Source organism: Variovorax sp. OV329, assembly GCF_900114785.1.
GTDB lineage: Bacteria > Pseudomonadota > Gammaproteobacteria > Burkholderiales > Burkholderiaceae_C > Variovorax.
On record NZ_FOUG01000007.1, the window covers coordinates 105,007 to 130,862 of the forward strand.

The window sequence follows — 25,856 nt, forward strand, 5'->3', positions numbered from 1 at the left end:
AAGCGCCCCACGGCGCTCGCCTTGCTGCTCACTCGCTGAGCCTGTCCGCCTCCAGCTGCCGGCCGCCGCCTTGCAGCCAGGCCTCGAGCGCCTCCGTCGAATACGCGGGAAAGTTGCTGAGGAAGACCTGCACGCTCGGGTGGAAGAGCGCATCGGGCGGGAACTGGCGCAGCGCGTGGGGCAGCAGGTCGAAGGGCGGGTCCAGATGCGAGGCATGCACTGCGCAGAAGCCGGCCGGCAGCGCTGGCTGCAACTGCGCCTGGGCAAACAGCACGCCGCGCGAAGCCAGCTTCGCGATCATCCAGCGCAGCGAGTTCACGGAGAAGAAGCTGCCGGGCGCCCCGCCGCCCCCGACGTCCGAATGCGCGCCGCAGAACCACCGCTGCACCACGCCCTCGCGCGGCTCCCACAGCGTGGGCGCGAAGTCCGCGCGCTGCTCGTCGATGGCGAGGGCATGAAAGCCCGCACCGACACGGGGCGACAGCATCAGGTCGGCAAACTGGAAGATGTCGACGCGGTTCGCATCCTTGCCCCCATGCACTGGAATCCCCAGCGAGCCCACCGTGTCCCACACCGCGACGGTGTCGATCGGCACGTCCCGCACGAGCTGGTCCAGCGCGATCGACTCGCCCTTGAACTCGCTCAGGTAGCCCAGCAGCGTGCTGTGCTTGCCTGCCTGCTCGCGATAGCGTGCCCAGACGTGAATGCCCAGCCGATAGGCGCGCTCAGGGTCGTGCTGCCCTCTCTCGTCCTGCATCGCCTTCGCTGGCAGCAGCCCCATCTTCGTGATCATTCCGGCCAGCGCGCGCACCGTGTAGGCACCGCGGCTGAACCCGGCCAGGAAGATTCGATCGCCCGCGGCATAGTTGCGCGACACGTAGGTGTAGCCGCGCACGATGCGCTCGATGAAGCCCTCGCCGAACACGCCGCCCAGGATCTTGCGGATGGCATTGCTCGAATCGCCGACGCCGTGCAGGTACTTCGCTACCTGCACCGGTTCGCCGGCCTCACCCGTGACTGTCTTTTCCTGTTCGTCCCGCTTGCGCATCGAATCTTCGGTGATGCGCCCGTCGAGCGCCGCGAACAGCCGCAGCACATTGGTGGCTGCCGCCTGCACGCGGTCGTCGCCGTCCCCCTGGCCCAGGCCGCTCCAGGTGCCATCGGCACAAAACACGATGTTCTTGGACATGCGCCCGCTCCCGCTGCTGCTTTCGCGACGGGGCCAAGTGTTGCTGCGGGCGGGCGGACTGCCTAGCTGTCTTTCGGCTTATTGATCCGGCCTTCTGACCGATGCGAGCCCAGCCCGGGCGCAGGGAGGCAGGTCACTTGCGCGGGCCGGCCGGCCCCAGGTACTCCGTCGAGGCGAACTGCTCGTGATCGGCATGGCCGAAGTCGGTGAATTGCGTCTTCTCGAAGGGATCGCCCTGCTCTTCCAGCGTCTGCACGTGCGTCACTTCCAGCCCGGACAGTTGGGTGCGCGGAAACAGGTCTTCCAGTCCATGGTCGTCTTGCACCTCCCTCGCAGGTGCAGGCTTGGGCGTCGACGGCAGGGGTTGCGGCGTCAGGGGCGCCGGCGCGGCAGTGCGGGACCGCGCCACGCTGAGTTCGTCGAGGAAGCCCGGTGGCGCCACGCTGACCGAGGCCGATGCTGCCGGCTCGGGGTGCGTCCGCCTTGCGCGGCTGCCTTCGCGCAGGCGCGCGATGTCGGCGCGCAACTCGTCGCCGCGCTGGTCCAGCCGGGAGGGCACGGGGTCCAGTCCCGCGAAGCTCGAGGCCGGACCTTCTTCGGCCACGTCGAAGTCCGGCTGCTGCACGGGGGAGGCTGGCCGGGCCCGCGCACGCAATTGCGCGAGCCGGGCCGCCAGCTCTTCCTCTTCCCGGTCATCCAGGCTGGCGATGCGCCGCGTGAGCTGCGGCTTGCGGGTCGAACTGAAGGTCTGGCGCCGCACCGGCGTCCGCTGAACCGCGCGGCGCAATTCCTGCACCCTCGCAACGCTCAGCAGGGCCAGGAAGAGGCCCAGCGTCACCCCCAGATACTTCTGTTCCACCTCCAGCCGGTTCGTCACGAGGGACAGCACGGCACCGGCCAGGGAAAGCAGGCCGAGGGCGGCGAACAGGAAGACAGCGCGCTTGGTTGCCATGGATGAATCCGAAAGTGTTCGTTTGGGCGGATTCTGATGGCACAGGCGGATGCTTCGCTACGTGGCAGCGCATCGTTCCCGGCTCTTTGCGGAAAACGTCACAAGCAGAACAGCCGTTTCGTGGAGCAATGGCGTTCATGCCATCGTGCACCAGGATCGATATAGTCGTGGGGAAGTGTTGAAGCGCATCTTGTTCGTGTCCAGGCGCAATTCGCTGCGAAGCGTGCTGGCGCAGTCTTGCCTCATGCGCATCGGCGGCCACCTGTTCGCCGCCGAATCGTGCGGCCAACCGGGCCAGTTGGCGAAGGCGATTCACCCGGCTGCCCTGGCATCGCTCGAAAACGCGCGCATTCCCCTGGCGACGGCGGGGCCTCGGCCCTGGACCGACTTCACGCGCACGAGCGCGCCGCGCATGGATTTCGTCGTCACCCTCGACGAGAAGGTACTGACCAGCGAACCGAGCTGGCCGGGCCAGCCCATCTCGGCCTTGTGGTCCTTCGAGGACGTGGCTGCCGTCGACGATCCGGCGCGCGCATCGCACGCTGCGATGCAGACCCTGTTTGCCTTGCAGCGCCGACTCGAACTGTTGATCAACCTGCCGCTTCAGCACTCGGACGCCAGCGCGCTGCGATCCGACCTCCGAGACCTCGGACGAATGTAGCGGCCGATGGAAGAGCCCGACCTGGGTGTCCTCGGTGTATTGCCACGCCCATTCGGCGCACACCTCCGCCGGGACGCGGTGACCGGTCCCCGCCCCAACAACGCCAATGGATGTCGGCGACTTCGAGACGGCCGACGATGCGGCCGAGCTCCTCGCCTGCAACACCCGCCGGTTCATCCAGGACTGGCAGCATCGCGAGCACCCGACAGACAGCGACTTCAGCGAGCTCTGGGGCGGCGTCCCGGCGCTCGGCGGCAGGCACAATCCGGGGATGCCCCGCGAGCTCTTCATTCCTTCGTCCGGCGCCCCAGCCGGCAGCGCCCTTGCCCGAGGCGGTTGAATGCGAATCCACGATCTGAAGCAGCGCCTGCGCGAAGCCGGCGGGGGGCCCAGCCATGAGCACCGCGTGCTGCGCCTTTGGTCGCATGCGCTACCCCGCAACAGCGGCAAGCGCCCGGCCCAGAGCTTCTTTCCCGCCTCGCTGCTGGCCGCCCTGCCCGCCATCGAAGCCGAACTGGCGGCCCTGGCGCGCATCCATTCCATCCATCCCGGTGCGGACGGTTCCGAGCGCCTCCTGGTGGCGCTGGCCGATGGCCAGATGGTGGAAAGCGTACTGCTGCCGCGCGACGGCCTGTGCGTGTCTTCGCAGGTGGGCTGCGCGGTGGGCTGCCAGTTCTGCATGACCGGCCGCGCCGGATTGCTGCGCCAGGTCTCCAGCGGCGAAATCGTCGCCCAGGTCGCCCTCGCCAGGCGGCGCCGGCCGGTACGCAAGGTGGTGTTCATGGGCATGGGCGAGCCGGCCCACAACCTGGACAACGTGATGGAGGCGATCGAGCTGCTCGGCACCGCGGGCAATATCGGCCACAAGAACCTGGTGTTCTCCACCGTGGGCGATCCGAGGGTGTTCGAGCGCCTGCTGCAGGGCGCCGTTCGGCCGGCGCTGGCGCTCTCGCTGCACACCACGCGGGCCGCACTGCGCCGCACGCTGCTTCCGCGCGCGCCGGGCCTCACGCCCGAGGAGCTGGTGAGTGAGGCCGACCGCTATGCCCGCGCCACCGGCTACCCCGTGCAGTACCAATGGACGCTGCTCGAAGGCGTGAACGACGGGCCTGACGAGATCGAAGGCATCGTGAAGCTCTTGAGCGGACGGTACGGGGTGCTCAACATGATTCCCTTCAACACGGTGGACGGCACCGACTTCCGCCGCCCCCCGTGGGAACACTGCCGGCAGATCGCACGCACGCTGCTGCAGCGTGGAATCCTGGCCAAGCTGCGCGACTCGGCCGGACAGGATGTGGACGGCGGGTGTGGCCAACTGCGGGCCCGCGCCAGCGAGGTCCGGGTGGCCCTGCCCCGCTCGGCCAGGGCCGAGGCCGTGCACGCCGATGAGCAGGCCTCGGCCGCGTCCACAGAATTTCCAATGCGCGAGGAAGAAAGGTAAAAGATGCAAGCTGTGTCGATTCACGTCGTCGATGTCGCCAATGGCGTCGTGGCTGCCGGGATGAAGGTGGAGATCCTTCGGCAGGAAAGTTCCGAGCGGGGACGGCCCGAGAAATGGGTGCCGATGATGTCCGGCAGCGTGGCCCGCAACGGCGTCGTGAGCGGCATCGAAGGGCACGCGCAGGCCTTCGACATCGGCGTGTACGAGCTGCGGCTGCATGTCGGCGACTACTACCGCGGCCGTGAACAGGTGCTGCCCGAGCCGGCCTTCATGGAGGTCCAGTGCTTCCGGTTTGGCATCGCCGATCCCACTCAGCACTACCATCTGCCGGTAAAGCTGACACCCTGGGGCCTCTCCTGCTTCCGCGGCGCGGCCTGAGCGGGCGGCCCTCGAACGGCTGAGCAGGCGACGCGTGCCGGGGAGTGGCTGATGCCCCGCAAAGGCCACCACCATGTCTACGTGGTCGCGTTGGACGACCGCGTCTGGAACCACGGGCGCTTTCGCCGCGCCAACCCCGACTGGCAGTTGGGAAAGCCCTTCGTGTACGTGGGCATGACCGGACTGGACCCGGACGTACGCTTCGACAAGCACAAGGCCGGCATCCAGGCCAGCACCTTCGTGCGGGACTACGGGCTGCATCTGCTGCCCGAGTTGTACGAGCGCTTCAACCCGATGCCCTACGAGAAGGCGCGTGACATGGAGGTGGAACTGGGCATCGCACTGCGCGCACGCGGCTACGGCGTCTGGCAGGGCTGAAGGCGTGCAGCTCAGGGCTCGAGCAGCGCGAGGTTTCGGCCGAACACCGGCGCTGCGCGCTCCATGAGCCGGAATTCCTCGTCGGCCAGCGGATGGCTATGCATGTCGAAGTGGCTGAGGGTTCCCCACAGCGCGCCCTGCTCGTCCACCAGCGGCACGCTGTGATAGGAAATGACCACGCCCCGGTACGGATGGTCCGCCAGCCGTGGGTCCTGCCGCGAATCCTCGGTTCGGAAGGCCTGGTCGCGCAGGACGAACTGGCAGAAGCTGTGGCGAAAGGGCACGACCAGCAGGAAATCCGGGCGCACCTGCTCGCGCTTGTCGCACAGCAGCACGTTGCGAAGCAACTCGCCGTCGAAGCGGTAGATGGCGGAGTAACGATGCGCAACGCCCTGGTTCAGATACGCCAGTGCCGCGGCCGGCCCCTCCGCCGTCAGCACCGCCTGAAACTGTTCCGGTGTGCGCATGGTCCCATCCCGGCAGGGTTCGTGGATGCCCCGCTGCTCAAGTCACTATCGCAGGCGCATCCCGCCTTGTCCAAGGCGTTTGAATTCTGTTACAGCGCGGCAGGTCACCGGGACGACCCGCCGGCCGCGAAGCCCTCAGGCGACCACGCTGGGGATCGCGCCGAAATCGGCAATGCCCAGCAGGATGGGCGCGCCCGGCGCCGCGTGGTGGCGCTCCAGCGCAAGCGCGTCGATGAGCGGGGCATGCTGCCGGTAGCTGTCCAGCAGCGATTCGCCACCGCCGCACGCGCCGAATACATCGCGCAGCGCGTCCTCGCCGATATCCACCAGGATGCGCCTGCCTTCCTCGTAAACGGCAAAGCGCACGCAAGCCGTGTCGTAGCAATAGATCGCTTCCACCATGGTGAGTTGTCTCCTGTGCCGTGCAGGGATTTGGCGCGCTCCTCGTGCGGATTGAATCGGGCGAAATCTCGATTGCATGTAGTTCTTCGCCTACGCCGCCTACGCTCGCGCCGACAGTGATGCGAGGCATTCGTCCTGCTTGCGCAAGCCGCTCCTGGCATTTAGAAACGACGGGTGCCGTCCTCGCTCACTCCCCCCCCAGTTCAGGCGTCCTTCGGGGACACGGACGTCTACCTTTTCCGCGAAGGGACGCACGCCCAGTTGTATCGGCGCCTGGGCGCCCAGCTGTCACCCGGCGGCGAAGGCGCAAGCTTCGGCGTGTGGGCGCCCAACGCCACCGAGGTCGCGGTGATCGGCGACTGGAACCACTGGAGCGACCTGGCCGACCCCATGCGCGCACGCGCCGACGGCAGCGGCATCTGGCAGGCGCATTGCCCCAGCGCGCGCCACGGCCAGGCCTACAAGTACCGCATTCGCACGCGCAACGGCGACGTGCTCGAGAAGGCCGACCCATTCGCCTTTCTTGCCGAGGAACCGCCCGCCACCGCCTCGCGCATCTGGACGCTGGAATACGACTGGCAGGACGCGCATTGGATGGGCACCCGCGGCGCCGCCAACGCGCTGGATGCGCCCATGTCCACCTACGAGGTGCATGCGGGCTCGTGGCGCCGCAAGGACGGCCAGTTCATGAACTACCGCGAGCTGGCCCACGCGCTGGCCGACTACGTGGCGGGCCTCGGCTTCACCCACGTGGAGCTGATGCCGGTGACCGAGCATCCCTTCTACGGCTCCTGGGGCTACCAGACCACCGGCTACTTCGCGCCCACCGCGCGCTACGGCACGCCGCAGGACTTCATGTACTTCGTGGACCACCTGCACCAGCGCGGCATCGGCGTGCTGCTGGACTGGGTGCCCTCGCACTTCCCCACCGACGCGCATGGCCTGGCGCACTTCGACGGCACGCAGCTGTACGAGCACGCCGACCCGCGCCAGGGCTTCCACCCCGAGTGGAACTCGGCCATCTTCAACTACGGCCGCCACGAGGTGCGCAGCTTCCTGATCTCCTCGGCCCTGTTCTGGCTGGACCACTACCACCTGGACGGCCTGCGGGTGGACGCGGTGGCCTCCATGCTCTACCTGGACTACGCGCGCAAGCATGGCGAGTGGATTCCCAACGTGCACGGCGGGCGCGAGAACCTGGAAGCCATCGACTTCCTGCAGGAGCTCAACCGCGCCTGCTACCGCGACCATCCCGACACCTTCACCGTGGCCGAGGAATCCACCGCCTGGCCCAAGGTCTCACGGCCCATCGAGATGGGCGGCCTGGGCTTCGGCCTGAAATGGAACATGGGCTGGATGCACGACACCCTGGCCTACATGAGGGAAGAGACGGTGCACCGACGCTGGCACCACGACCGCATCACCTTCTCGATGGTCTACGCCTTCCACGAGAACTTCGTGCTGCCGCTCTCGCACGACGAGGTGGTGTACGGCAAGGGTTCGCTCATCAACAAGATGCCGGGCGACAGCTGGCAGCAATTCGCCAACCTGCGGCTGATGCTGGCCTACATGTGGGCGCATCCGGGCAAGAAGCTGCTCTTCATGGGCGGCGAGTTCGCGCAGCGCCGCGAGTGGACCCACGAGGGCGAGCTCGAATGGTGGATGACCGACCAGCCCGAGCACCGCGGCATGCAGCTCCTGGTGGGCGAACTGAACAAGCAGTTGCGCGGCGAAGCAGCCCTGCACCAGCTCGACTTCGACGAAGCCGGCTTCGAATGGGTGGACGCCAACGACCGCGACAACAGCGTGCTGGCCTTCCTGCGCAAGTCGCGTGACGGCCAGGCGGTGCTGGTGGTGTGCAACCTCACGCCGGTGCCGCGGCAGAACCATTGCCTGGGCGTGCCTCTGAGCGGCACCTGGCGCGAAATCCTCAACAGCGACGCGAAGCCCTTCGGCGGATCGGGCTGGGGCAACCTGGGCGAGGTGCGCACCGCACCGCTGGCCGCAAACGGCCATCGCCACGCCCTGTACCTGACCCTGCCGCCGCTTTCGACGCTCTACCTGAAGCGAGATGCCGATGTCTAAGGGCCTGGGACTGCTGCGCGATGCGCTGACGAGCCGGGGGGCCGCCGCGCCTGCCGAAGCGGCCGCCGACGAGCGCGCGCCTCGATCCCTCGATGCACCGGACGGCCGCGCCCGGGCGGTCGTGGACGCCGTGCTTCCGGTGGTCGACGGCGGCCGCTTCCCTGCCAAGCGGGTGGCCGGCGAGCGCATCGACATCGAGGCCCATGTCTTCACCGACGGGCACGACGTGCCCCGCGTGATGCTGCAATGGTGGAAGGAAGGCAGCGCCCGCCGTACCGAGCTGCCGATGAAGCTCAAGTGGAACGACGAGTACCACGCGCACTTCGTCGCGCCCTCGCCCGGCCGCTACTTCTACACCGTGGTGGCCTGGGTGGATGCCTTCGAGTCCTGGCACCACGAGTTGGAGCGCCGCGTTCAGCCGGACGACATCCGCATCGCCGCCCGCGTGGGCGCACACGAGATCGCCGCAGCCGCGACGCGCGCCAGCGGCAGCGACCGCGATGAACTGAGCGCATGGGCGCGTTCGCTGGAGGAAGGCGCCGCCGACCTCGCGCTGGACGCTGTCGCGCTCAAGGAACTGGCGCTGGACAAGGAACGATCCGCCACGGCCCGCCGCCACCCCGACCGCCGGCTGGAGACGCGTTTCGCCACCGACCTGCCGCTGATGGTGGAGCGCCTGCGCGCCCGCTTCAGCACCTGGTACGAGCTGTTCCCGCGCTCGGCCGGCGACACGCCCGGCCAGCACGGCACGCTGCGCGACGTGGCCAAGCGGCTGCCGCTGATTGCCGAGATGGGCTTCGACATCGTCTACATGCCGCCCATCCATCCGGTCGGCCGCCTGCAGCGCAAGGGCCGCAACAACGCGCTGAGCACCGAGCCCGGCGACGTGGGCAGCCCCTGGGCCATTGGTGCGCAGGAAGGCGGGCACAAGTCCATCCTGCCGGAACTGGGCACGGCGCAGGACATGCAGGCCCTCGTGGCAGACGCGGCCAGCCTGGGGCTGGAGATTGCGATGGACATCGCCTTCCAGTGCGCGCCCGACCACCCCTACGTCAAGGAGCATCCGCAGTGGTTCCGCTGGCGGCCCGACGGCACCGTGCAATACGCCGAGAACCCGCCGAAGAAGTACCAGGACATCTACCCCTTCAACTTCGAGAGCGAGGACTGGCGGGGCCTGTGGATCGAGCTCAAGAGCGTGCTGGACCACTGGATCGCGCAGGGCGTGAAAGTCTTCCGCGTGGACAACCCGCACACCAAGTCCTTCGCCTTCTGGGAATGGGCAATCAACGAGGTCAAGCGCGATCATCCCGAGGTCATCTTCCTGGCCGAGGCCTTCACCCGGCCCAAGGTGATGCACCGCCTGGCCAAGCTGGGCTACTCGCAGTCCTATACCTACTTCACCTGGCGCAACAGCAAGGAGGAGCTTACCGAGTACTTCACCGAGCTCGTCCAGGCGCCGGGCGTGGACTACTTCCGTCCCAACGTGTGGCCCAACACGCCGGACATCCTGCATTCCGCGCTGCAGGGTGGGCACGAGGCGGTATTCAAGTCGCGCCTGATCCTCGCGGCCACGCTGGCAGCCAGCTACGGCATGTACGGCCCGGCCTACGAACTCTTCGAGCACAAGCCGCGCGGCCCGGCCAGCGAGGAGTACCTGGACTCCGAGAAGTACCAGCTTCGCCACTGGGACTGGGACCCCGACGCCGGCCTGCGCCCGCTCATCCGGCGCATCAACGAGATCCGCCACCACAACGCGGCGCTGCAGGACAACCGCGGCCTGAAGTTCCTGGACATTGCCAACGACCACCTCATCGCCTACATGAAGGAGTCGGAGGACGGCAGCAACGTCATCGTCACGGTGGTCAACCTCGACCCGTGGAACGCCCAGTCCGGCTGGCTCGCACTGGACCCGCGCGACCTGGGCCTGGACGACGACAAGCCCTTCCAGATGCACGACCTGCTGACCGACCAGCGCTTCGTCTGGCGCGGGCGGCACCACTACATCCTGCTCGATCCGCAGCGCCTGCCCGCTCACGTGATGGTGGTTCGCCGCCGCCAGCGCGACGAGCGCGATTTCGACTACTACCTTTGAGAGGAGCTTGCCCATGAGCGGTCCCCTGCCCCGGCTTGCCCTCGAAACCACCGAGATCGACACTGCCGGCGACCCCACGTGGTACCGCGACGCCGTCATCTACCAGCTCAACGTCAAGGCCTTCTACGACTCCAACGGCGATGGCATCGGCGACTTCAAGGGCGTGACCAGCAAGCTGGACTACGTGAAGGAGCTGGGCGTCAACACCATCTGGCTGATGCCCTTCTTTCCTTCGCCGCTGCGCGACGACGGCTACGACATCTCCGCCTACGAAGGCGTGAACCCGCAGTACGGCACGCTGGAAGATTTCCGCGAGATGCTGGAGGAGGCGCACCGTCGCGAGCTGCGCGTGATCATCGAGATGGTCATCAACCACACCTCCGACCAGCACCCCTGGTTCCAGGCCGCGCGAAACGCACCGCCCGGTTCTCCGGAGCGCGACTTCTACGTGTGGAGCGACACCGACCAGCTCTACCAGGGCACGCGCATCATCTTCACCGACACCGAGAAGTCCAACTGGACCTGGGACCCGGTGGCCAAGGCCTTCTTCTGGCACCGCTTCTTCAGCCACCAGCCGGACCTGAACTTCGACAACCCGGCCGTGCTGGAGGCGGTGTTCAAGGTCATGCGCTTCTGGCTGGACATGGGCGTGGACGGCTTCCGGCTGGACGCCATTCCCTACCTGATCGAGCGCGACGGCACCAGCAACGAGAACCTGCCCGAGACGCACGTGGTCATCAAGCAGCTGCGGGCTGCCATCGACGCCAACTACGAGAACCGCTTCCTGCTGGCCGAGGCCAACATGTGGCCCGAGGACGTGCGCGAGTACTTCGGCGAAGGCGACGAGTGCCACATGGCCTACCACTTCCCGCTGATGCCGCGCATGTACATGGCCATCGCGCAGGAAGACCGCGACCCCATCGTCGAGATCCTGCAGCAGACGCCCGACATCCCCGAGGGCTGCCAGTGGGCCATCTTCCTGCGCAACCACGACGAGCTCACGCTGGAGATGGTGACCAACCGCGAGCGCGACTACATGTACACCACCTACGCAGCGGACATGCAGGCGCGCATCAACCTGGGCATCCGCCGGCGGCTGGCGCCGCTGATGGAGAACAACAAGGACGCGATCCGGCTGATGAACGGCATGCTGCTGTCGATGCCGGGCTCGCCCATCATCTACTACGGCGACGAGCTGGGCATGGGCGACAACGTCTTCGTGGGTGACCGCAATGGCGTGCGCACGCCCATGCAGTGGAGCCCCGACCGCAACGCCGGCTTCTCGCGCGCCGACCCGCAGCGCCTGTACCTGCAACCCATCATGGACGCGATGTACGGCTACGAGGCGCTCAACGTCGAGGCGCAGCTGCGCGACAAGAGCTCGCTGCTGCACTGGACGCGCCGAATGCTGGCGGTGCGCAAGACCAGTCGGGCCTTCGGCCGCGGCAAGCGCATCTTCCTCAAGCCCGGCAACCGCAAGATCCTGGCCTACATCAGCGAGCACGACGGCGATGTGATCCTGGCCGTGTTCAATCTCTCTCGCGCCGCGCAGCCGGTCGAGCTGGACCTGTCGGCCTACAAGACCCGGGTGCCGGTGGAGATGCTGGGGCGCACCTCCTTCCCGCCCATCGGCGAGTTGCCCTACCTGCTCACCCTGCCCTCGCACGGCTTCTACTGGTTCCGCCTGGCCGAAGAAGCGCCCATGCCCGCCTGGCACCAGGAGAATGTGGGCCTGCGCGACCGGCCGGTGCTGGTGCTCTTCGACGGCTGGACCAGCCTGTTCAAGGAACAGGTGATGCCCTGGCGCATCGGTTTCGCCGATCGCCTGCGCCAGCAGTTCGAGCGCGACACGCTGCCGCCGCACATCCAGGTGCAGCGCTGGTACGGCTACAAGAGCTCGATCATCACGCGCGCCAGGCTGCGCGACCACGCCATCTTCGAGGACGGGGGCAAGCGCTGGATGCTGCCGCTGCTCGACCTGGAGGGCCCGCCCGAGGCCGCAACCTATTTCATGCCGCTGGCCATCGCCTGGGAAGAGAGCGAGGAAGAGCGCGTGAAGAGCCTGGGGCGCGCCGCCATCGCCAAGATCCGCCAGCAGGCCACGGTGGGCCTGATGGGTGATGCCTTCTTCGACGAGGCCTTCTGCCGCGCGCTGGTACGCGGCATCCTGCGGGGCCGCAGCATCAAGACGGCCCAGGGCGAGCTTCACTTCCGCGCCACCCACCTGGCGCGCGAACTGGATGAAGCGGAACTCGACACCATGCCGGTAAGCCCGCCCACGGCGCTGTCGAGCAATACCGTGGTCATGCTCAACGAGAGCCTGTTCCTCAAGGGCTACCGCCAGATCCGCGCCGGCGTGAACCTGGAGCTGGAGATGGGCCGCTTCCTCACCGAGGTGGCACGCTTCCCCAACGCGGTGCCGGTGCTGGGAGCCATCGAGTACGAGGGCGCGGACGGCAACATCGGCACGCTGGGCCTGCTGCAGTCCTACGTGGTCAACCAGGGTGATGGCTGGAGCTACACCCTGGCCTACCTGGAACGCTACCTGGCCGAGTTGCGCGACAGCGACGGCCCGCCACGGGAAGACGCGCACGGCGCCTTCCTGGCGCTGGTGCAGATCCTGGGCCAGCGCACCGGCGAGCTGCACAACGCGCTGGCCCTGCGCACCGGTGACCCGGCATTCGACCCCGAGCCGATGGACGCGGCCGAGCTGGAGGGCATCCGCAGCGCGGTGCGCGAGGATGGCCGCCAGACGCTGGAGATGCTTCGCACCAATGCGCAGTCCCTGCCTCAGGAACTGCAGCACGACGTGCAGCGCCTGCTAGACGTGGCCGGGTCGGTGCAAACGCACGTCGACGGCATCCGCTTCGCCCAGGCCAAGGGCTACCGCTCGCGCTACCACGGCGACTACCACCTGGGCCAGGTGCTGGTCTCGCGCAACGACTTCTACATCATCGACTTCGAGGGCGAGCCGACCCGGCCGCTGGAAGAGCGGCGCGCCAAGCATTCGCCGCTGAAGGACGTGGCGGGCATGGTGCGCTCCTTCGACTACGCCCGCTGGACGGCCCTGCGCCGCACGGCGCAGAACGCGGACGAACTGGTGCGCCTGGCCGGCGCGGCCGCCGAATGGAAGTCGCAGACCGTGGCCGCATTCCTGGAAGGCTACGGCAGCGCGCTGGACCCGGCGTTGGGCGAGCCCGACCCGCAGCTCCTCTCGCTCTTCGAGCTGGAGAAGGCCTGGTACGAACTGCGCTACGAACTCAACAACCGGCCCGACTGGCTGTCGGTGCCGCTGCAGGGCATCCTGGCGATGGTGACCAACGCCAGCCGCCCCGCGGCACCGCACGGCTGACATAGACAGGAAACGAGGAGGACGCCATGGAAAACCTTTCGATCCACCTGGAGCCGCTGCGCGCGTTCCTGTTCCAGATCGGTGCCTACCTGCCGCGCGTGCTGCTCGCGGTCGCAGTGGTGGTGGTGGGCTGGCTCGTGGCCAAGGCCGCCCGCTTCACGGTGGTGCGCGGGCTGCATGCCATCAACTTCCACGTGCTGACCGGGCGCGCGGGCATCGACAACTTCCTGCGCCAGGGCGGGATGGCCACGGACACCAGCGGGGTGCTGGCGATGCTGGCCTACTGGCTGATCATCCTGGCCTCGCTGACCATCGCCTTCAACACGCTGGGGCTGGCCTACGTCACCGACCTGCTCAGCCGGGTGCTGTGGTTCATTCCCAATGTGATCGTGGCGCTGGTCATCGTGGCCTTCGGTGCCTACTTCGCGCGCTTCGTGGGCGATGCGGTGAGCACCTTCGGGCGCCAGTCGGGCATGCAGGATTCGATGCTGCTGGGCAAGCTGGCGCAGGGCGCGATCATGCTTTTCGTGGTGCTGATCGCGCTGGACCAGGTCAAGGTGGGTGGCGACATCGTGCGCCAGAGCTTCCTCATCATCCTGGCCGGCGTCGTATTCGCGCTGGCACTGGCCTTCGGCCTGGCAGGCAGGGACTGGGCGGCCGACCGCATCCAGGAATGGTGGCCACGCCGAGGCGGCATCGACAGCCGCACGGTGCGCCCGCCCGAGGTGACGCCCGACCCGCCGCCCGCAGGCCCGGGCGACGGCCCCGGTGGGGTCCGGCCGACCGTCGCCCCCATCCGCCGCCCTGCCGCCACCGGCACCTGGCCTGACCGCTCGGGCGATCCGCAAGACCGGGCGCATCCGTGAGCCGGCGCGCCCACCTTGCGCTGGACACCGTCTGGCCCGGCCACCCCTACCCGCTGGGCGCCACCTGGGACGGCCAGGGCGTGAACTTCGCGCTCTTCTCCAAGCACGCCGAGAAGGTGGAGCTGTGCGTCTTTGACGACAAGGGCAAGCACGAGCAGCAGCGCATCGAACTGCGCGAGCGCACCAACGACGTATGGCATTGCTACCTGCCGCAGGCGCGCCCGGGCATGGCCTACGGCTACCGGGTGCACGGCCGCTACAAGCCCGAGGAAGGCCACCGCTTCAACCCGCACAAGCTGCTGCTGGACCCCTACACCAAGGACATCGTGGGCGAGCTGCGCTGGAGCGATGCGCTGTACGGCTACTCGGTGGGCAGCAAGCGCGAGGACCTGTCCTTCGACCGGCGCGACAGCGCCGCCTTCATGCCCAAGAGCCGCGTGCTGGAGCCGGCCTTCACCTGGGGCAACGACAAGCGGCCCAACGTGCCCTGGCAGGACATGGTGATCTACGAGCTGCACGTGCGCGGCTTCACCAAGCTCAGCCCGCTGGTGCCCGAGCACCTGCGCGGCACCTACGGCGCGCTGGGCAGCCTGCCGGTCATCGACTACCTGCAGCGCCTGGGCGTGACCACGGTGGAACTGCTGCCGGTGCATGCGTTCCTCAACGACCGGCACCTGGCCGAGAAGGGCCTGCAGAACTACTGGGGCTACAACACGCTGGCCTACTTCGCGCCCGAGCCGCGCTACAGCGCATCGGGCAAGGTCAAGGAGTTCAAGACCATGGTCAAGAGCCTGCACTCCGCGGGCCTGGAAGTGATCCTGGACGTGGTCTACAACCACACCTGCGAAGGCAACCACCTGGGCCCCACGCTCTCGATGCGCGGGGTGGACAACGCCAGCTACTACATCCTCAACGGCGGGCGGCGGCGCTACTACGACGACTTCACCGGCTGCGGCAACACCGTCAACCTGGAAGACCCGCGCGCCCTCCAGCTGGTGATGGACTCGTTGCGCTACTGGGTGGAGGAGATGCACGTGGACGGCTTCCGCTTCGACCTGGCCTCGGCCCTGGCGCGGGAGGCCGGCAAGGTGGAGAACCTGGGCACTTTCTTTGCCGCCATCCGGCAGGACCCGGTGCTCAGCTGCGTGAAGCTCATCGCCGAACCCTGGGACCTGGGCCACGGCGGCTACCAGGTGGGCAACTTCCCGGCCGGCTGGGCCGAGTGGAACGACCGCTACCGCGACACCGTGCGCAGCTTCTGGAAAGGCGATGGCGGCGTGGCCGGCGAACTGGTCAACCGGCTGGCGGGCTCGCAGGACATCTACGGCTGGTCGGGCAAGAAGCCCCACGCCAGCATCAACTTCGTGACCGCGCACGACGGCTTCACGCTGCACGACCTGGTCTCCTACAACGACAAGCACAACGAGGCCAACGGCGAAGACAACCGCGACGGCAACAGCAACAACCTGTCGTGGAACTGCGGCGCCGAAGGCCCCACCGACGACCCCGAGGTGAATGCGCTGCGCGAGCGGCAGAAGCGCAACCTGCTGGCCACCCTGCTGCTGTCGCAGGGCGTGCCCATGCTGCTGGCCGGGGACGAGCGCGGCAACACGCAGGGCGGCAACAACAACGTCTACTGCCAGGACAACGAGACCTCCTGGATCGACTGGACGCCCGAGCCCAAGGCCGAGGCGCTGCGTGACTTCGTGGCCCGCCTGCTGGCGCTGCGCCGCAGGCACCCCTCCTTCCGGCGGCGAAGCTTCTTTCGCGGCAAGCTGGCCGACCAGAGCCCTGCCAAGGATGTGGTGTGGCTGCGCCCCGATGGCCAGGAGATGAGCCCGCCCGACTGGGACGACCCGCATGCACGCTGCCTCGGCATGCTGTTCTCCGGCAACGGCCTCATCGACGTCGGGCCGCGTGGCGAAGCGCAGCGCGACGACGACTTCCTGCTGCTGGTCAACGCGCACCATGAGCCGGTGCCCTTTCACATGCCCACGCGTGAAGGGCCGCCCTGGTGCCGGCTGATCGACACCGCGCACGACGACGGCGGCCTCGCTGAAGTGCCGGAAGACGTCTACGCGTTGCAGGGCCGATCGCTTGCCCTGTTCTGCGATCGCCGCGAGGAAGGCGCGCCGTGACACAGCACCGGCATCACATGCCCTTCGGCGCCGAGTTGCAGGACGGTGGTGGCGTGCGCTTTGCGCTGTGGGCGCCGGGCGCGTCGATGCCGGTGCTGGAGCATCGACCGGCTGGCAGCGACAGTTGGCGCGCGGCTGCCCTACCCGCCATCGGCGACGGCTGGTACGAACTGGTGCTGCCCGACGCGGCGGCGGGCGACGACTATCGCTTTCGCGTCACCGAGGAACTGGCCGTGCCCGACCCGGCCTCGCGCGCCAACCCGCAGGACGTGCATGGCCCCAGCCGCGTGGTCGACCCGCAGGCCTACGAGTGGCAGGACGCGCACTGGCACGGCCGTCCCTGGCACGAGGCGGTGGTCTACGAACTTCACGTGGGTACCTTCACGCCCGAGGGCAGCTTCGCCGCCGCACGCGAGCGCCTGCCAGAGCTGGCGGCGCTGGGCATCACCGCGGTCGAGCTGATGCCGCTGGCAGACTTCGCCGGCCGCCGCGGCTGGGGCTACGACGGCGTGCTGCACTTCGCGCCCGACGCAAGCTACGGCACGCCCGAGGATCTCAAGCACTTCGTCGACACCGCCCACGGCCTGGGGCTGATGGTGCTGATCGACGTGGTCTACAACCACTTCGGCCCCGACGGCAACTACCTGCACGCCTACTGCCCGGACTTCTTCGACGCGGCCACGCCCACGCCCTGGGGCGCGGCGATCAATTTCGACGGGGCGGGCTCCGGGCCCGTGCGCAGCTTCTTCGTGCACAACGCGCTGTACTGGATCGAGGAGTTCCGCTTCGACGGCCTGCGCATGGACGCGGTGCATGCCATCAGCGACCGCAGCCGGCCCGCCATCGTGGAAGAGATCTGCCTGGCGCTGCAGCAGGGCCCCGGCCGCTCGCGGCAGGTACACGTGGTGCTGGAGAACGACCGCAACGAATCGCACCGCCTCACGCGCGACGAGCAAGGCCGCGCGCGCACCGCCACCGCCCAGTGGAACGACGACCTGCACCATGCGGCGCATGCCTTTCTCACCGGCGAGAAGGACGGCTACTACATCGACTTCGCCGACGATGCCCTCGCCCGCTTCGCACTGGCGCTGGCGCGCGGCTTCGTCTACGCGGGCGAGCCCTCGGCCTTCCGTCAGGGTCAGCTGCGCGGCGAGCCGTGCGAGGACCTGCCGCTGGCCGCCTTCGTCTCCTACCTGCAGACGCACGACCAGGTGGGCAACCGCGCGCTGGGCGATCGCATCGACCGGCTGGCCGATCCGCGGCTGGTGCAGGCAGCGCGGGCCTGCGTGCTGCTCTCGCCCCACGTACCCATGCTGTTCATGGGCGAGGAATACGCTGCCCTGACGCCCTTCCTCTACTTCTGCGACTACGGCGAGACGCCGCTGGGCCGGGCCGTGACCGAAGGGCGCCGCACCGAATTCGCCGGGTTCGCCGCCTTTGCCGGGAATTCGCCGGAGGTGCAGGTGCCCGATCCCAATGCCGACGCGACCTTCGATGCAGCCAAGCTCGACTGGCAGGAACGCGAGTTGCCGGCGCACGCAGCGGTGCTGCGCCAAGTGCGCGAGCTGCTGTCGGCCCGCCGGCAACGCCTTGTGCCGCACCTGGCGCGGGGCAGCCGCGGGCTGCGCCACGAAGTCGACGGTGACGGGGTGCTGAGCGTGAGTTGGACCGTGGACGGCGGACGGGCGCAGCTGCATTTGCTCGCCAACTTCGGCCAGGCGGGGCAGACCCTGCCGCGGCCACCGGGCCAGGTCGTCCATTCGCTGCATGTCGCGGCAAAGGACAACGGATCGCGCAAGCTTCTGCTGGAGCGCGGCGGCGTCTTCGCCAGCCTGGAGGAGCCGCGTGATGACTGAAGACCCCACGCCGCAAGAGCTCCAGGCCCTGGCCGAGGCCCATGGCATGGCCACCGCCTACGACGATGCCTTCGGCCAGCGGCGCGAGGTGGCGCCCGAGGCCCTGCACGCCCTGCTGCGAGACGCCGGCGCGCTGGATGAAAGCGGCGAGCCACCGGCGCTGCCGCCCGTGGTCCTGGTCGCTGAAGGCAGCAGTGCCTTCACCGTGGTCCTGCACCTGTCGCCGGCGCAGGACGGCGGCGAACTGCATTGGCACCTCGTCGAGGAACAAGGACTGGCTCACGAGGGTCGGGCGCGCGTCAACGACGGGCAGATCGAGATCACCCAATCCCTGCCCTGGGGCTACCACCGTCTGGCGTTGCAAGGCCTCGCCGGTTCCGCGCTGGTCATCTGCGCACCCGAGCGCTGCCACGAGCCCGAGGTGCTGGCCAAGGGCGCGCGGCTGTGGGGCGTGTCGCTGCAGCTCTACGGTTTGCGCTCGGCCCGCAACTGGGGCATCGGCGACTTCGGCGACCTGAAGGAGCTTGTGCCCGCGGCCGCGCGCGAAGGCGCCGCCTTCGTCGGCCTGAACCCGCTGCATGCGCTCTTTCCCGGCAACCCGGACCATGCGAGTCCCTACAGCCCATCGTCGCGCGCGCAACTCAACGTGCTCTACATCGACGTCGAAGCCGTACCGGACTTCGTCAGCTGCAAGGCGGCGCAGGCCCTGGTGGCATCGCCCGCCTTCCAGGAGCGGCTGGCCGCGCTACGCGATTCCCCCTTGGTCGACTATGCCGGCGTGTCGGCCGCAAAGCACGAGGTTCTGGCACTCCTGCACCTGCGCTTTCGCGAGCGCGTATCGGCGGACGACCCCGAGCTGCAGGCCTTCCAGCGCCACCAGGCCCAGGGCGGGGAGGCGCTGCGCGGGCATGCGCTCTTCGAGGCCCTGCAGGCCCACTTTCGCGGACAGGACGAAGGGATCTGGGGCTGGCCCGCCTGGCCCGAGGCGTGGCGCGATCCGGCCAACGAGCAGGTCGATGCCTTCGCGCGCGAGCATGAGCAGCAGGTGCAGTATTTCGAATACCTGCAGTGGCAGGCCGCGCGCCAACTCGCGCAGGCGTCACGGGCCTGCCGGCTGGCGGGCATGCAGATCGGCCTGTACCTGGACCTGGCGGTGTCGGTGGACCGGGGCGGCTCCGACACCTGGCGCCACCAGCACAGCTTCGCCCTGGGCGCCAGCGTGGGCGCGCCGCCCGACCTGCTGAACCGCCAGGGACAAGACTGGGGCCTGCCGCCCCTGCGGCCAGACCGCCTGCGCGAAAGCGGCCACACGGTCTTCATCGAGGCCCTGCGCGCCAACATGCGGCCGGCCGGCGCGCTGCGCATCGACCACGTGATGATGCTGATGCGCCTGTTCTGGATTCCCGCCGGCGGCAAGGCGCTGGACGGCACCTACGTGCACTACCCCTGGCAGGAACTGTTCGCCGTGCTCGCGCTGGAAAGCCGGCGCCACCGCTGCATGGTGATCGGCGAGGACCTGGGCACCGTGCCCGGGACGATGCGCGAAGCCATGCGCCGGCACGGGGTGCTGTCGTATCGCCTCCTGTACTTCGAGCGCGACGCGCAGGGCGCCTTCCAGCCCCCCCAGGCCTATCCGCGAGAGGCGGTGGTGGCGGTGAGCACGCATGACCTGCCCACCTTCGCCGGCTGGTGGAGCGCCACCGACATGCATGCGCAGGCCGCATTGGGCATGGGCCCCGAGGGCCTGCCGCTGGACGACTCGCTGGCCCAGCGCGCGCAGGAGCGCGAGCGCCTCGCCGAGGCCCTGGGCCAACCGGTGGAAGCGCCGCGGCCCGATGGCGAGCCGCCCTCTCCCGCACTGGCGGCCGCCGTGCATGCCTACCTGGGCCGCGCCCCTTCCTGCCTGATGGCCGTGCAGCTGGAAGACCTGGTGGGCCAGGTCGAGCAGGCCAACCTGCCCGGCACCACGGTGCAGCATCCCAACTGGCGCCGCCGCTATGCGCCGCCGTTGCACGCGCTGTGGCAGGGCGAGGCGGCGAAGGCCATCGTCTCCGCCCTCGACAAGGAGCGGCCGCCGCGCAGCGCGGCCCGTATCCCGCGCGCCACCTACCGGCTGCAGTTGCACAAGGGCTTCGACTTCGACGAGGCGGCGGCCATCGTTCCCTACCTGGCGCAGCTGGGCATCAGCCACGTCTACTGCTCGCCAATCCACCGCGCCCGCCCCGGCAGCCTGCATGGCTACGACGTGGTGGCGCACGACGAGATCAGCCCGGGATTGGGTGGCATGCCTGCCTATGTCCGCTTCAGCGAGGCGCTGCGCACCCAGGGCATGGGCCAGCTGATCGACCTGGTGCCCAACCACATGGGCGTCCTGGGCGCCGACAACGACTGGTGGAACGACGTGCTGGAAAAGGGCCAGGCCTCGCCGTACGCCGCGTACTTCGACATCGACTGGCAATCGGCCACGCCGGGGCTGGCGGGCAAGGTGCTGCTGCCCGTGCTGGGCGCGCCCTACGGCGAGGTGCTGGCGCGCGGCGAGCTGAGCGTCGGGCATGAGGCGCGCACCGGCCGCTGGTTCGCGCACTACTTCGAGCACCGCTTTCCGCTGGCGCCCAGCAGCCTGTTCGCGCCGCTGCATGAAGCCGCCGCCAGTGGCGATGCGCATGCACTGGATGAGGCCCTGGCCCACCTCAACGGCCCGCTGGGCCGCGACGCCCTGCATGCCCTGCTGGAAGCGCAGTCCTGGCGCCTTGCGCACTGGCGCTGCGCCGCCGACGAGATCAACTACCGCCGCTTCTTCGACGTCAACGAACTGGCGGCGCTGCGCACCGAGCGCGAGGACGTCTTCCGCGCCACCCACGCCATGGCGCTGGAGCTGGCCGCGCGCGGCTGGGTCGACGGACTTCGCATCGACCATCCGGACGGCCTGCTGGACCCGGCTGCCTACTTCGATCGCTTGCAGGCCGGCTACGCGGCGCGCCTGGACGCATCGGGCCGCACCGAGGCGCCGCTGTACGTGGTCGCCGAGAAGATTGCCGCCACCGGCGAGGACGTGCCGGTGTCCTGGGCCATCCACGGCACCACCGGCTACCGCTTCGCCAACGTGGCCAACAGCGTGCTGGTGGACACCCGCGGCGGCGAGCCGCTGCAGGCCATCTGGCGCGAGTTCACCGGCCAAGGCCAGCCCTTTCCGGAGGTGGTCTACCAGGCCCGCCACACCGTGGCGACCACCACCCTGGCCTCGGACCTGGAGACGCTGGCCAACGCCCTGCATCGCATCGCCAAGGCCGACCGGCGCACGCGCGACCACACGCTCAACAGCCTGCGCGACACCATCTCTGCGGTGGCGGCGGCGATGCCGGTCTACCGCACCTACAACGGCGACACGGCGAGCGCGCAGGACGAGCATTTCGTCGAAAGCGCCATCGACGGCGCACGAAGCCACCTGGACGCGGCGGAGCCGGGCATCTGGGACTTCATGCGCGAATCGCTGCTCGGCCGCCTGGTGAAAGGCGTGCCCGACGAACTGCAGCCGGCGGTGCGGCGCTTTGCGCGGCGCTTCCAGCAGTACAGCGCGCCGGTGGCCGCCAAGGGCGTGGAGGACACCGCCTTCTATCGCTACTTCCCCCTGAGCTCCCTCAACGAGGTGGGAGGGGACCCCGAACACATCGGCCTCTCGGTCGAGGCCTTCCACGAAGCCAGCCTGGACCGGCAGCGTCGCTGGCCGCACACCATGCTGGCCACCTCCACGCACGACAACAAGCGCTCGGAGGACGTGCGGCTGCGCATCAACGTGCTGTCCGAATGCCCGTGGACCTGGCGCGCGACGCTGCGGCGCTGGAGCCGCATGAACTCACCGCTGGCCGCGCCGGTCGCGCCGCTGCACGAGTACCTCTTCTACCAGGCCGCCCTGGGCGCCCTGCCGCTGCATGCTTGCGACGCCGGGGATTTTGCGCAGCGCCTGGCCGGCTACATGCGCAAGGCGGCGCGCGAGGGCAAGACGCACACCAGCTGGACGCACCCCGAGGCGCACTACGAAGAGGCGCTGGAGCACTTCGTGCAGACCACGCTGAAGGACGACGGCCACAACGCCTTCCTGTCCGAGTTGCGCGCCTTCGTGCGGCTGCTCGATCCCTTCTGCGCCCTGTCCGCCCTGAGCCTGATGCTGCTGAAATTCACCTCGCCGGGGGTGCCCGACGTCTACCAGGGCTGCGAGTTGCTGGAGCGCAGCCTGGTCGATCCGGACAACCGGCGGCCGGTCGACTTCGCTGCCCGCCAGCAGGCGCTGACGCAATTGCACGAACTGGCGGACGGCGAAAACGTCGCGCAAGGCGTAGCCGCACTGGTCGACCACGCGGGCGATGGCCGGGCCAAGCTCTGGGCTTCCTGGCGGCTGCTCGGCCTGCGGCAGGAAATGCCCGAGCTGTTCCGCTATGGCAGCTACGAGCCGCTACCCGTGCTGGGCGAGCGGGCCCCGCACGTGATCGCCTTCGCGCGGCGCTGCGAAGGCAGCTTCGTGGTGGTCGTCGTGGTCCGGCTGTTCCTGGCGCTGGCTGCCGGCGTGATCGGAGACCACGTGGTTCCACCGGTGGCATGGCGCGGCGACAACCTCTGGGGGCGCACCCGCGTCCAATTGCCGCCCGAATGGATCGGCCAGCCACTGCGGGACTGTCTGACGGGCGAGAACCGCATCGCGGAAGCCGAGATGCCGCTGGGCCGGCTGCTCACGAACTTCCCGGGCGCAGTGCTCGTGCCGGCTGCGCACACCTGATGCGCGGGCCGGCAGCGCGACGGCCGCGCGTGGCGCGGCCTACTGCGATCGCGCCTTCGGCCCCCTGCGCTCCTGGCGCCGGGTCCATTTCCTGACCACCGCCCGGGTGGCGGTCAACGCCAAGAGGACGAGCAACTGCTGCGCCAGGTCCTGCCTGACGCGCTCGATGCGCCGGCTCACATCGCGCCGCGTTCCTTCCTGCAGCGCAAGTTCCTCGTCCGGACTGGTTTCCCCGCCCAGAGACGCCTGCGGCCGCGCGGCCTGGCGCTGCGCCGGCAGCACGCCGTTGCGTGCTTCCTCGGCCACCATCTCGGTGGCGGCAACCGCCTTTTCGCCGGCACGGCTGCCATGCGCATCCGCATGCACCTTCGTGAACTCCGCGCCGAGCAGGAACACCTGCGCCGCGTAGTAGACCCAGGCCAGCAGCAGCACCAGCGAACCCGCCGCGGCGAAGGACTCGGTCACGCCGCTCTTGCCCAGATACAGGCCGATCAGCAGCTTGCCAACCTCGAAAAGCACGGCGGTGACCAGTGCGCCGATCCACACATCGCGCCAGCCGATGGGCGCCGACGGCATGAACTTGTAGATCATCGCGAAGAGCATCGTCAGGATGACCAGGGACACGGCGAAGTTCAGCACCAGCAGCAGCGTTTCCGCGCCGGGCATGAGCGTTCCCGCCCAGCTTCCGAAGGCAGCGATGACGGAGCTCACCACCAGCGACACCATCAGCAGGAAGGCCAGCGTGAGGATCAGGCCGAAGGACAGCAGCCGCGCGCGCAGCACCGCCCAGACGCCCTGGGGCTTTTCGCGCTCGGGCACGTGCCAGATGCGGTCCAGCGCACTTTGCAGTTCGGCAAACACGGTGGTCGCGCCCACCAGCAGCACAACCAGCCCGATGGCGCCTGCGATCAGGCCACGGTCGGGCTCGCTGGCACTGCGCACCAGCCCCTGCACGGCCAGGGCACCCTCGCGGCCGATGATGCCGGTGAGCTGCGATGCGATCTCGCCCTGCACCGCCTCCTGCCCGAAGACTGCGCCGGCGACCGCGATGACGATCACCAGCAGGGGCGCCAGCGAAAAAACCGTGTAGTAGGCGATGGCGGCGCCCATGCTGGGCGCGAAATCATCGATCCAGGCATTGACCGACTTGCGGCAAAGAGCGAGAGCGTCGCGAGGTCCCATGGGTGGTGATGGCGTGCGGGCAGGCTTGGCGCACGACGCGGGCCGCGTGCGACGCCAGCCGTGAAGATTCAATGCTTGCCCAGGTGCTGGGCGACCGCGTCGGCCGAAACCCCGACTTCGGCCACGGCACGCCGCAGCGCGTCTTCGCTGACGCCGAAGCGCTGGGTCCAGTAGCGCACCTCGTGCGGCTCGTTGACGTTCACGCGGCTGCGGTCCTGTGCGCCTGCATTTCCAAGGTCGTCGGGCATGGTGTTCTCCTGTGTTCGGTGAGGGTTCTGGAACGCAAGTTAACGCCGTCGCCAACGGGGCGTTGTCGGCCGTCGCTACGCAATGGTGAAGGACGCCGCCGGTGGTGGCGGCGTCCTGCCTTGTCCGTCATCAAGCCCCGCCGCTTTCCTACCGGCGCACGCTTGGCGGTCGTTCATGCTGGCGATCGACACGACTACCGTTCGCCACGACAACCCGATGACCCCACACGCGCCCGAGGCGGTATCCCGATCGACAACCGATGCCGCCGATGCATCAACCCCTCAGGCCCGCTCGCTTGTGGACGGCCCGGTACGGCGCATCGGCATCCTTCGGGCGCAGGCACTGGATGGGATGATGTGCGCCCTGCCCGCACTGCGCGCCCTTTGCGCCCACTGGCCGCAAGCGGAACTGGTGCTGATCGGCCTGCCATCGACCCGCCACTGGGCATTGCGCCAGAACTGCATCCATCACTTCATCGAGTTTCCGGGCTGGCGGCATGCCGGAGCAGAGTCCGCGAACCGCCTTGCTGCCGCATTTCCTGCGGCGCATGCAGCAGGAGCGCTTCGACCTCCTGATCCAGTTGCATGACAGCGGCGAGGCGCTGAACCCGATGGTCGCCGCCTGCGGCGCGCGCCAGACGGCTGGCTTTGCCGAGCCAGGTCGCTACTCGGGAGACCCGATGCTGCATGTGCCCCTGCCGCGCCGGGGCCATGAGATCCTGCGTCTGCTGGCGGTGGTCGATCACCTGGGCATTCCTCGCCGCGGGCTGCACCTGGACTGGCCGGTGCGTGCGCGCGACCGTGCGGCGGCGGCAGAGCTGGTTCCCATCGGCACACCGCTGGCCTGCCTGCATCCGGGCGCCGACCTGCCGTCGCGCCGCTGGGGCGCCCGCCATTTCGCCGCCGTGGGCGACCGCCTGGCGCGAGAAGGCTTCCGGATCGCCATCCTGGGCACCGCGGACGAAAGGGCGTTGTGCGCCCAGGTGGCAGCGCACATGCGCGAGCCAGCCATCGACCTGGCGGGCCGCACCGACTGGTGGAGCCTGGGCGCGGTGGTCGAAGCGTCCGCGGTGGTGGTTACCAACGACGGCGTGCTCTCGCACCTGGCGTCCGCCGTCGGCACGCCGAGCGTGGTGGTGGGTTGCGGATCCGACGCGTCCCGCTGGGCACCGCTGGAACCGCAGCGCCATGTGTACCTCTCGCAGGATCTGCCGTGCCAGGCCGACCCGCACGAGGGCTGCCGCTTGCCGCGCTGTGATTGCGGCGGAGCGATCGAGCCCGAGCAGGTTGGGGGCGCCGCGCTGCGCCAGGCAAGGAGCCGCAGGCAGGTGCACACGCGGCGCGCGGACCCGCCGCCCCACCTGCTGCGGCAGGTGCTGCTGCAGCATGCCCGATAGC

20 protein-coding genes are annotated in these 25,856 nt (G+C 68.8%); 14 read left to right on the plus strand and 6 right to left on the minus strand.

The features are described from left to right. Positions 1 to 28: 28 nt before the first annotated feature. Together BM345_RS13830 and BM345_RS13835 are read right to left on the minus strand one after the other, a co-directional pair. Positions 29 to 1,189 carry a DUF2235 domain-containing protein gene (locus BM345_RS13830; protein ID WP_093380355.1) on the minus strand — a complete coding sequence of 387 codons (1,161 nt, stop codon included), beginning with the start codon at positions 1,187 to 1,189 and terminating at the stop codon, positions 29 to 31. 133 nt (positions 1,190 to 1,322) lie between these two features. Continuing rightward, the gene (locus BM345_RS13835) at positions 1,323 to 2,141 is read right to left on the minus strand and encodes a hypothetical protein (protein WP_093380357.1); all 819 of its coding nucleotides are present in this window, start codon (positions 2,139 to 2,141) and stop codon (positions 1,323 to 1,325) included. Positions 2,142 to 2,190: 49 nt separating this feature from the next. Between BM345_RS13835 and BM345_RS13840 the strand changes: the two genes are divergently transcribed. The 5 genes from BM345_RS13840 to BM345_RS13860 all read left to right on the plus strand — a co-directional run bounded on the left by BM345_RS13840 (position 2,191) and on the right by BM345_RS13860 (position 4,999). Beyond that, positions 2,191 to 2,802, plus strand: coding sequence for an arsenate-mycothiol transferase ArsC (locus BM345_RS13840; protein WP_254789726.1), 612 nt, complete (start codon positions 2,191 to 2,193; stop codon positions 2,800 to 2,802). A 106-nt stretch (positions 2,803 to 2,908) separates the two neighbouring features. Further along, the gene (locus BM345_RS13845; protein WP_093380361.1) at positions 2,909 to 3,142 is read left to right on the plus strand and encodes a hypothetical protein; all 234 of its coding nucleotides are present in this window, start codon (positions 2,909 to 2,911) and stop codon (positions 3,140 to 3,142) included. After that, positions 3,143 to 4,243, plus strand: a complete 1,101-nt coding sequence (locus BM345_RS13850) for an RNA methyltransferase (protein WP_093380362.1) — start codon at positions 3,143 to 3,145, stop codon at positions 4,241 to 4,243. Positions 4,244 to 4,246: 3 nt separating this feature from the next. Next, the gene (locus tag BM345_RS13855; protein WP_093380364.1) at positions 4,247 to 4,621 is read left to right on the plus strand and encodes a hydroxyisourate hydrolase; all 375 of its coding nucleotides are present in this window, start codon (positions 4,247 to 4,249) and stop codon (positions 4,619 to 4,621) included. Positions 4,622 to 4,672: 51 nt separating this feature from the next. Then, positions 4,673 to 4,999, plus strand: coding sequence for a hypothetical protein (locus tag BM345_RS13860; RefSeq protein ID WP_093380366.1), 327 nt, complete (start codon positions 4,673 to 4,675; stop codon positions 4,997 to 4,999). Between the two features lie 11 nt (positions 5,000 to 5,010). Here the strand turns inward: BM345_RS13860 and BM345_RS13865 are convergent, their stop codons facing one another. Together BM345_RS13865 and BM345_RS13870 are read right to left on the minus strand one after the other, a co-directional pair. Next, a complete protein-coding gene (locus BM345_RS13865) occupies positions 5,011 to 5,466 on the minus strand; it encodes a GAF domain-containing protein (protein WP_093380367.1) in 456 nt (151 codons plus the stop codon). A 135-nt stretch (positions 5,467 to 5,601) separates the two neighbouring features. Then, the gene (locus BM345_RS13870) at positions 5,602 to 5,868 is read right to left on the minus strand and encodes a DUF1488 family protein (protein ID WP_093380369.1); all 267 of its coding nucleotides are present in this window, start codon (positions 5,866 to 5,868) and stop codon (positions 5,602 to 5,604) included. Positions 5,869 to 6,042: 174 nt separating this feature from the next. On the opposite strand from BM345_RS13870, the gene glgB reads away from it, so the two are divergent. The 7 genes from glgB to treY are packed head-to-tail and all read left to right on the plus strand — an operon-like array spanning position 6,043 to position 23,028. After that, positions 6,043 to 7,953 (plus strand): 1,4-alpha-glucan branching protein GlgB, encoded by a 1,911-nt coding sequence (gene glgB, locus BM345_RS13875; protein ID WP_093380370.1) that lies wholly within the window; start codon positions 6,043 to 6,045, stop codon positions 7,951 to 7,953. Beyond that, positions 7,940 to 10,045: an alpha-1,4-glucan--maltose-1-phosphate maltosyltransferase gene (locus BM345_RS13880; RefSeq protein WP_254789727.1), complete on the plus strand. Its 2,106-nt coding sequence runs from the start codon at positions 7,940 to 7,942 to the stop codon at positions 10,043 to 10,045. The genes glgB and BM345_RS13880 overlap by 14 nt, the downstream gene beginning before the upstream one ends. 13 nt (positions 10,046 to 10,058) lie before the next feature. Then, complete coding sequence (gene treS, locus BM345_RS13885; RefSeq protein ID WP_093380374.1) at positions 10,059 to 13,397, plus strand: maltose alpha-D-glucosyltransferase; 3,339 nt, start codon at positions 10,059 to 10,061, stop codon at positions 13,395 to 13,397. Between the two features lie 26 nt (positions 13,398 to 13,423). After that, positions 13,424 to 14,263: a mechanosensitive ion channel family protein gene (locus BM345_RS13890; protein ID WP_093380375.1), complete on the plus strand. Its 840-nt coding sequence runs from the start codon at positions 13,424 to 13,426 to the stop codon at positions 14,261 to 14,263. Further along, the gene (gene glgX, locus BM345_RS13895) at positions 14,260 to 16,401 is read left to right on the plus strand and encodes a glycogen debranching protein GlgX (RefSeq protein WP_093380377.1); all 2,142 of its coding nucleotides are present in this window, start codon (positions 14,260 to 14,262) and stop codon (positions 16,399 to 16,401) included. The genes BM345_RS13890 and glgX overlap by 4 nt, the downstream gene beginning before the upstream one ends. Next, on the plus strand, positions 16,398 to 18,257 hold the full coding sequence (gene treZ, locus BM345_RS13900; RefSeq protein WP_254789728.1) for a malto-oligosyltrehalose trehalohydrolase: 1,860 nt from the start codon (positions 16,398 to 16,400) through the stop codon (positions 18,255 to 18,257). The genes glgX and treZ overlap by 4 nt, the downstream gene beginning before the upstream one ends. Next, positions 18,250 to 23,028 carry a malto-oligosyltrehalose synthase gene (gene treY / locus BM345_RS13905; protein WP_175545007.1) on the plus strand — a complete coding sequence of 1,593 codons (4,779 nt, stop codon included), beginning with the start codon at positions 18,250 to 18,252 and terminating at the stop codon, positions 23,026 to 23,028. The genes treZ and treY overlap by 8 nt, the downstream gene beginning before the upstream one ends. Before the next feature lie 39 nt (positions 23,029 to 23,067). On the opposite strand, the gene BM345_RS13910 is transcribed toward treY, so the two are convergent. Then, the gene (locus BM345_RS13910) at positions 23,068 to 24,210 is read right to left on the minus strand and encodes a YihY/virulence factor BrkB family protein (RefSeq protein WP_093380380.1); all 1,143 of its coding nucleotides are present in this window, start codon (positions 24,208 to 24,210) and stop codon (positions 23,068 to 23,070) included. A 68-nt stretch (positions 24,211 to 24,278) separates the two neighbouring features. Then, a complete protein-coding gene (locus tag BM345_RS13915; RefSeq protein ID WP_093380381.1) occupies positions 24,279 to 24,458 on the minus strand; it encodes a DUF3606 domain-containing protein in 180 nt (59 codons plus the stop codon). Positions 24,459 to 24,633: 175 nt separating this feature from the next. On the opposite strand from BM345_RS13915, the gene BM345_RS29715 reads away from it, so the two are divergent. Both BM345_RS29715 and BM345_RS13920 read left to right on the plus strand, forming a co-directional pair. Further along, positions 24,634 to 25,047, plus strand: a complete 414-nt coding sequence (locus BM345_RS29715) for a glycosyltransferase family 9 protein (protein ID WP_139237521.1) — start codon at positions 24,634 to 24,636, stop codon at positions 25,045 to 25,047. Next, positions 25,007 to 25,855 (plus strand): glycosyltransferase family 9 protein, encoded by an 849-nt coding sequence (locus tag BM345_RS13920; protein ID WP_175545008.1) that lies wholly within the window; start codon positions 25,007 to 25,009, stop codon positions 25,853 to 25,855. The genes BM345_RS29715 and BM345_RS13920 overlap by 41 nt, the downstream gene beginning before the upstream one ends. Position 25,856: the final 1 nt, after the last annotated feature.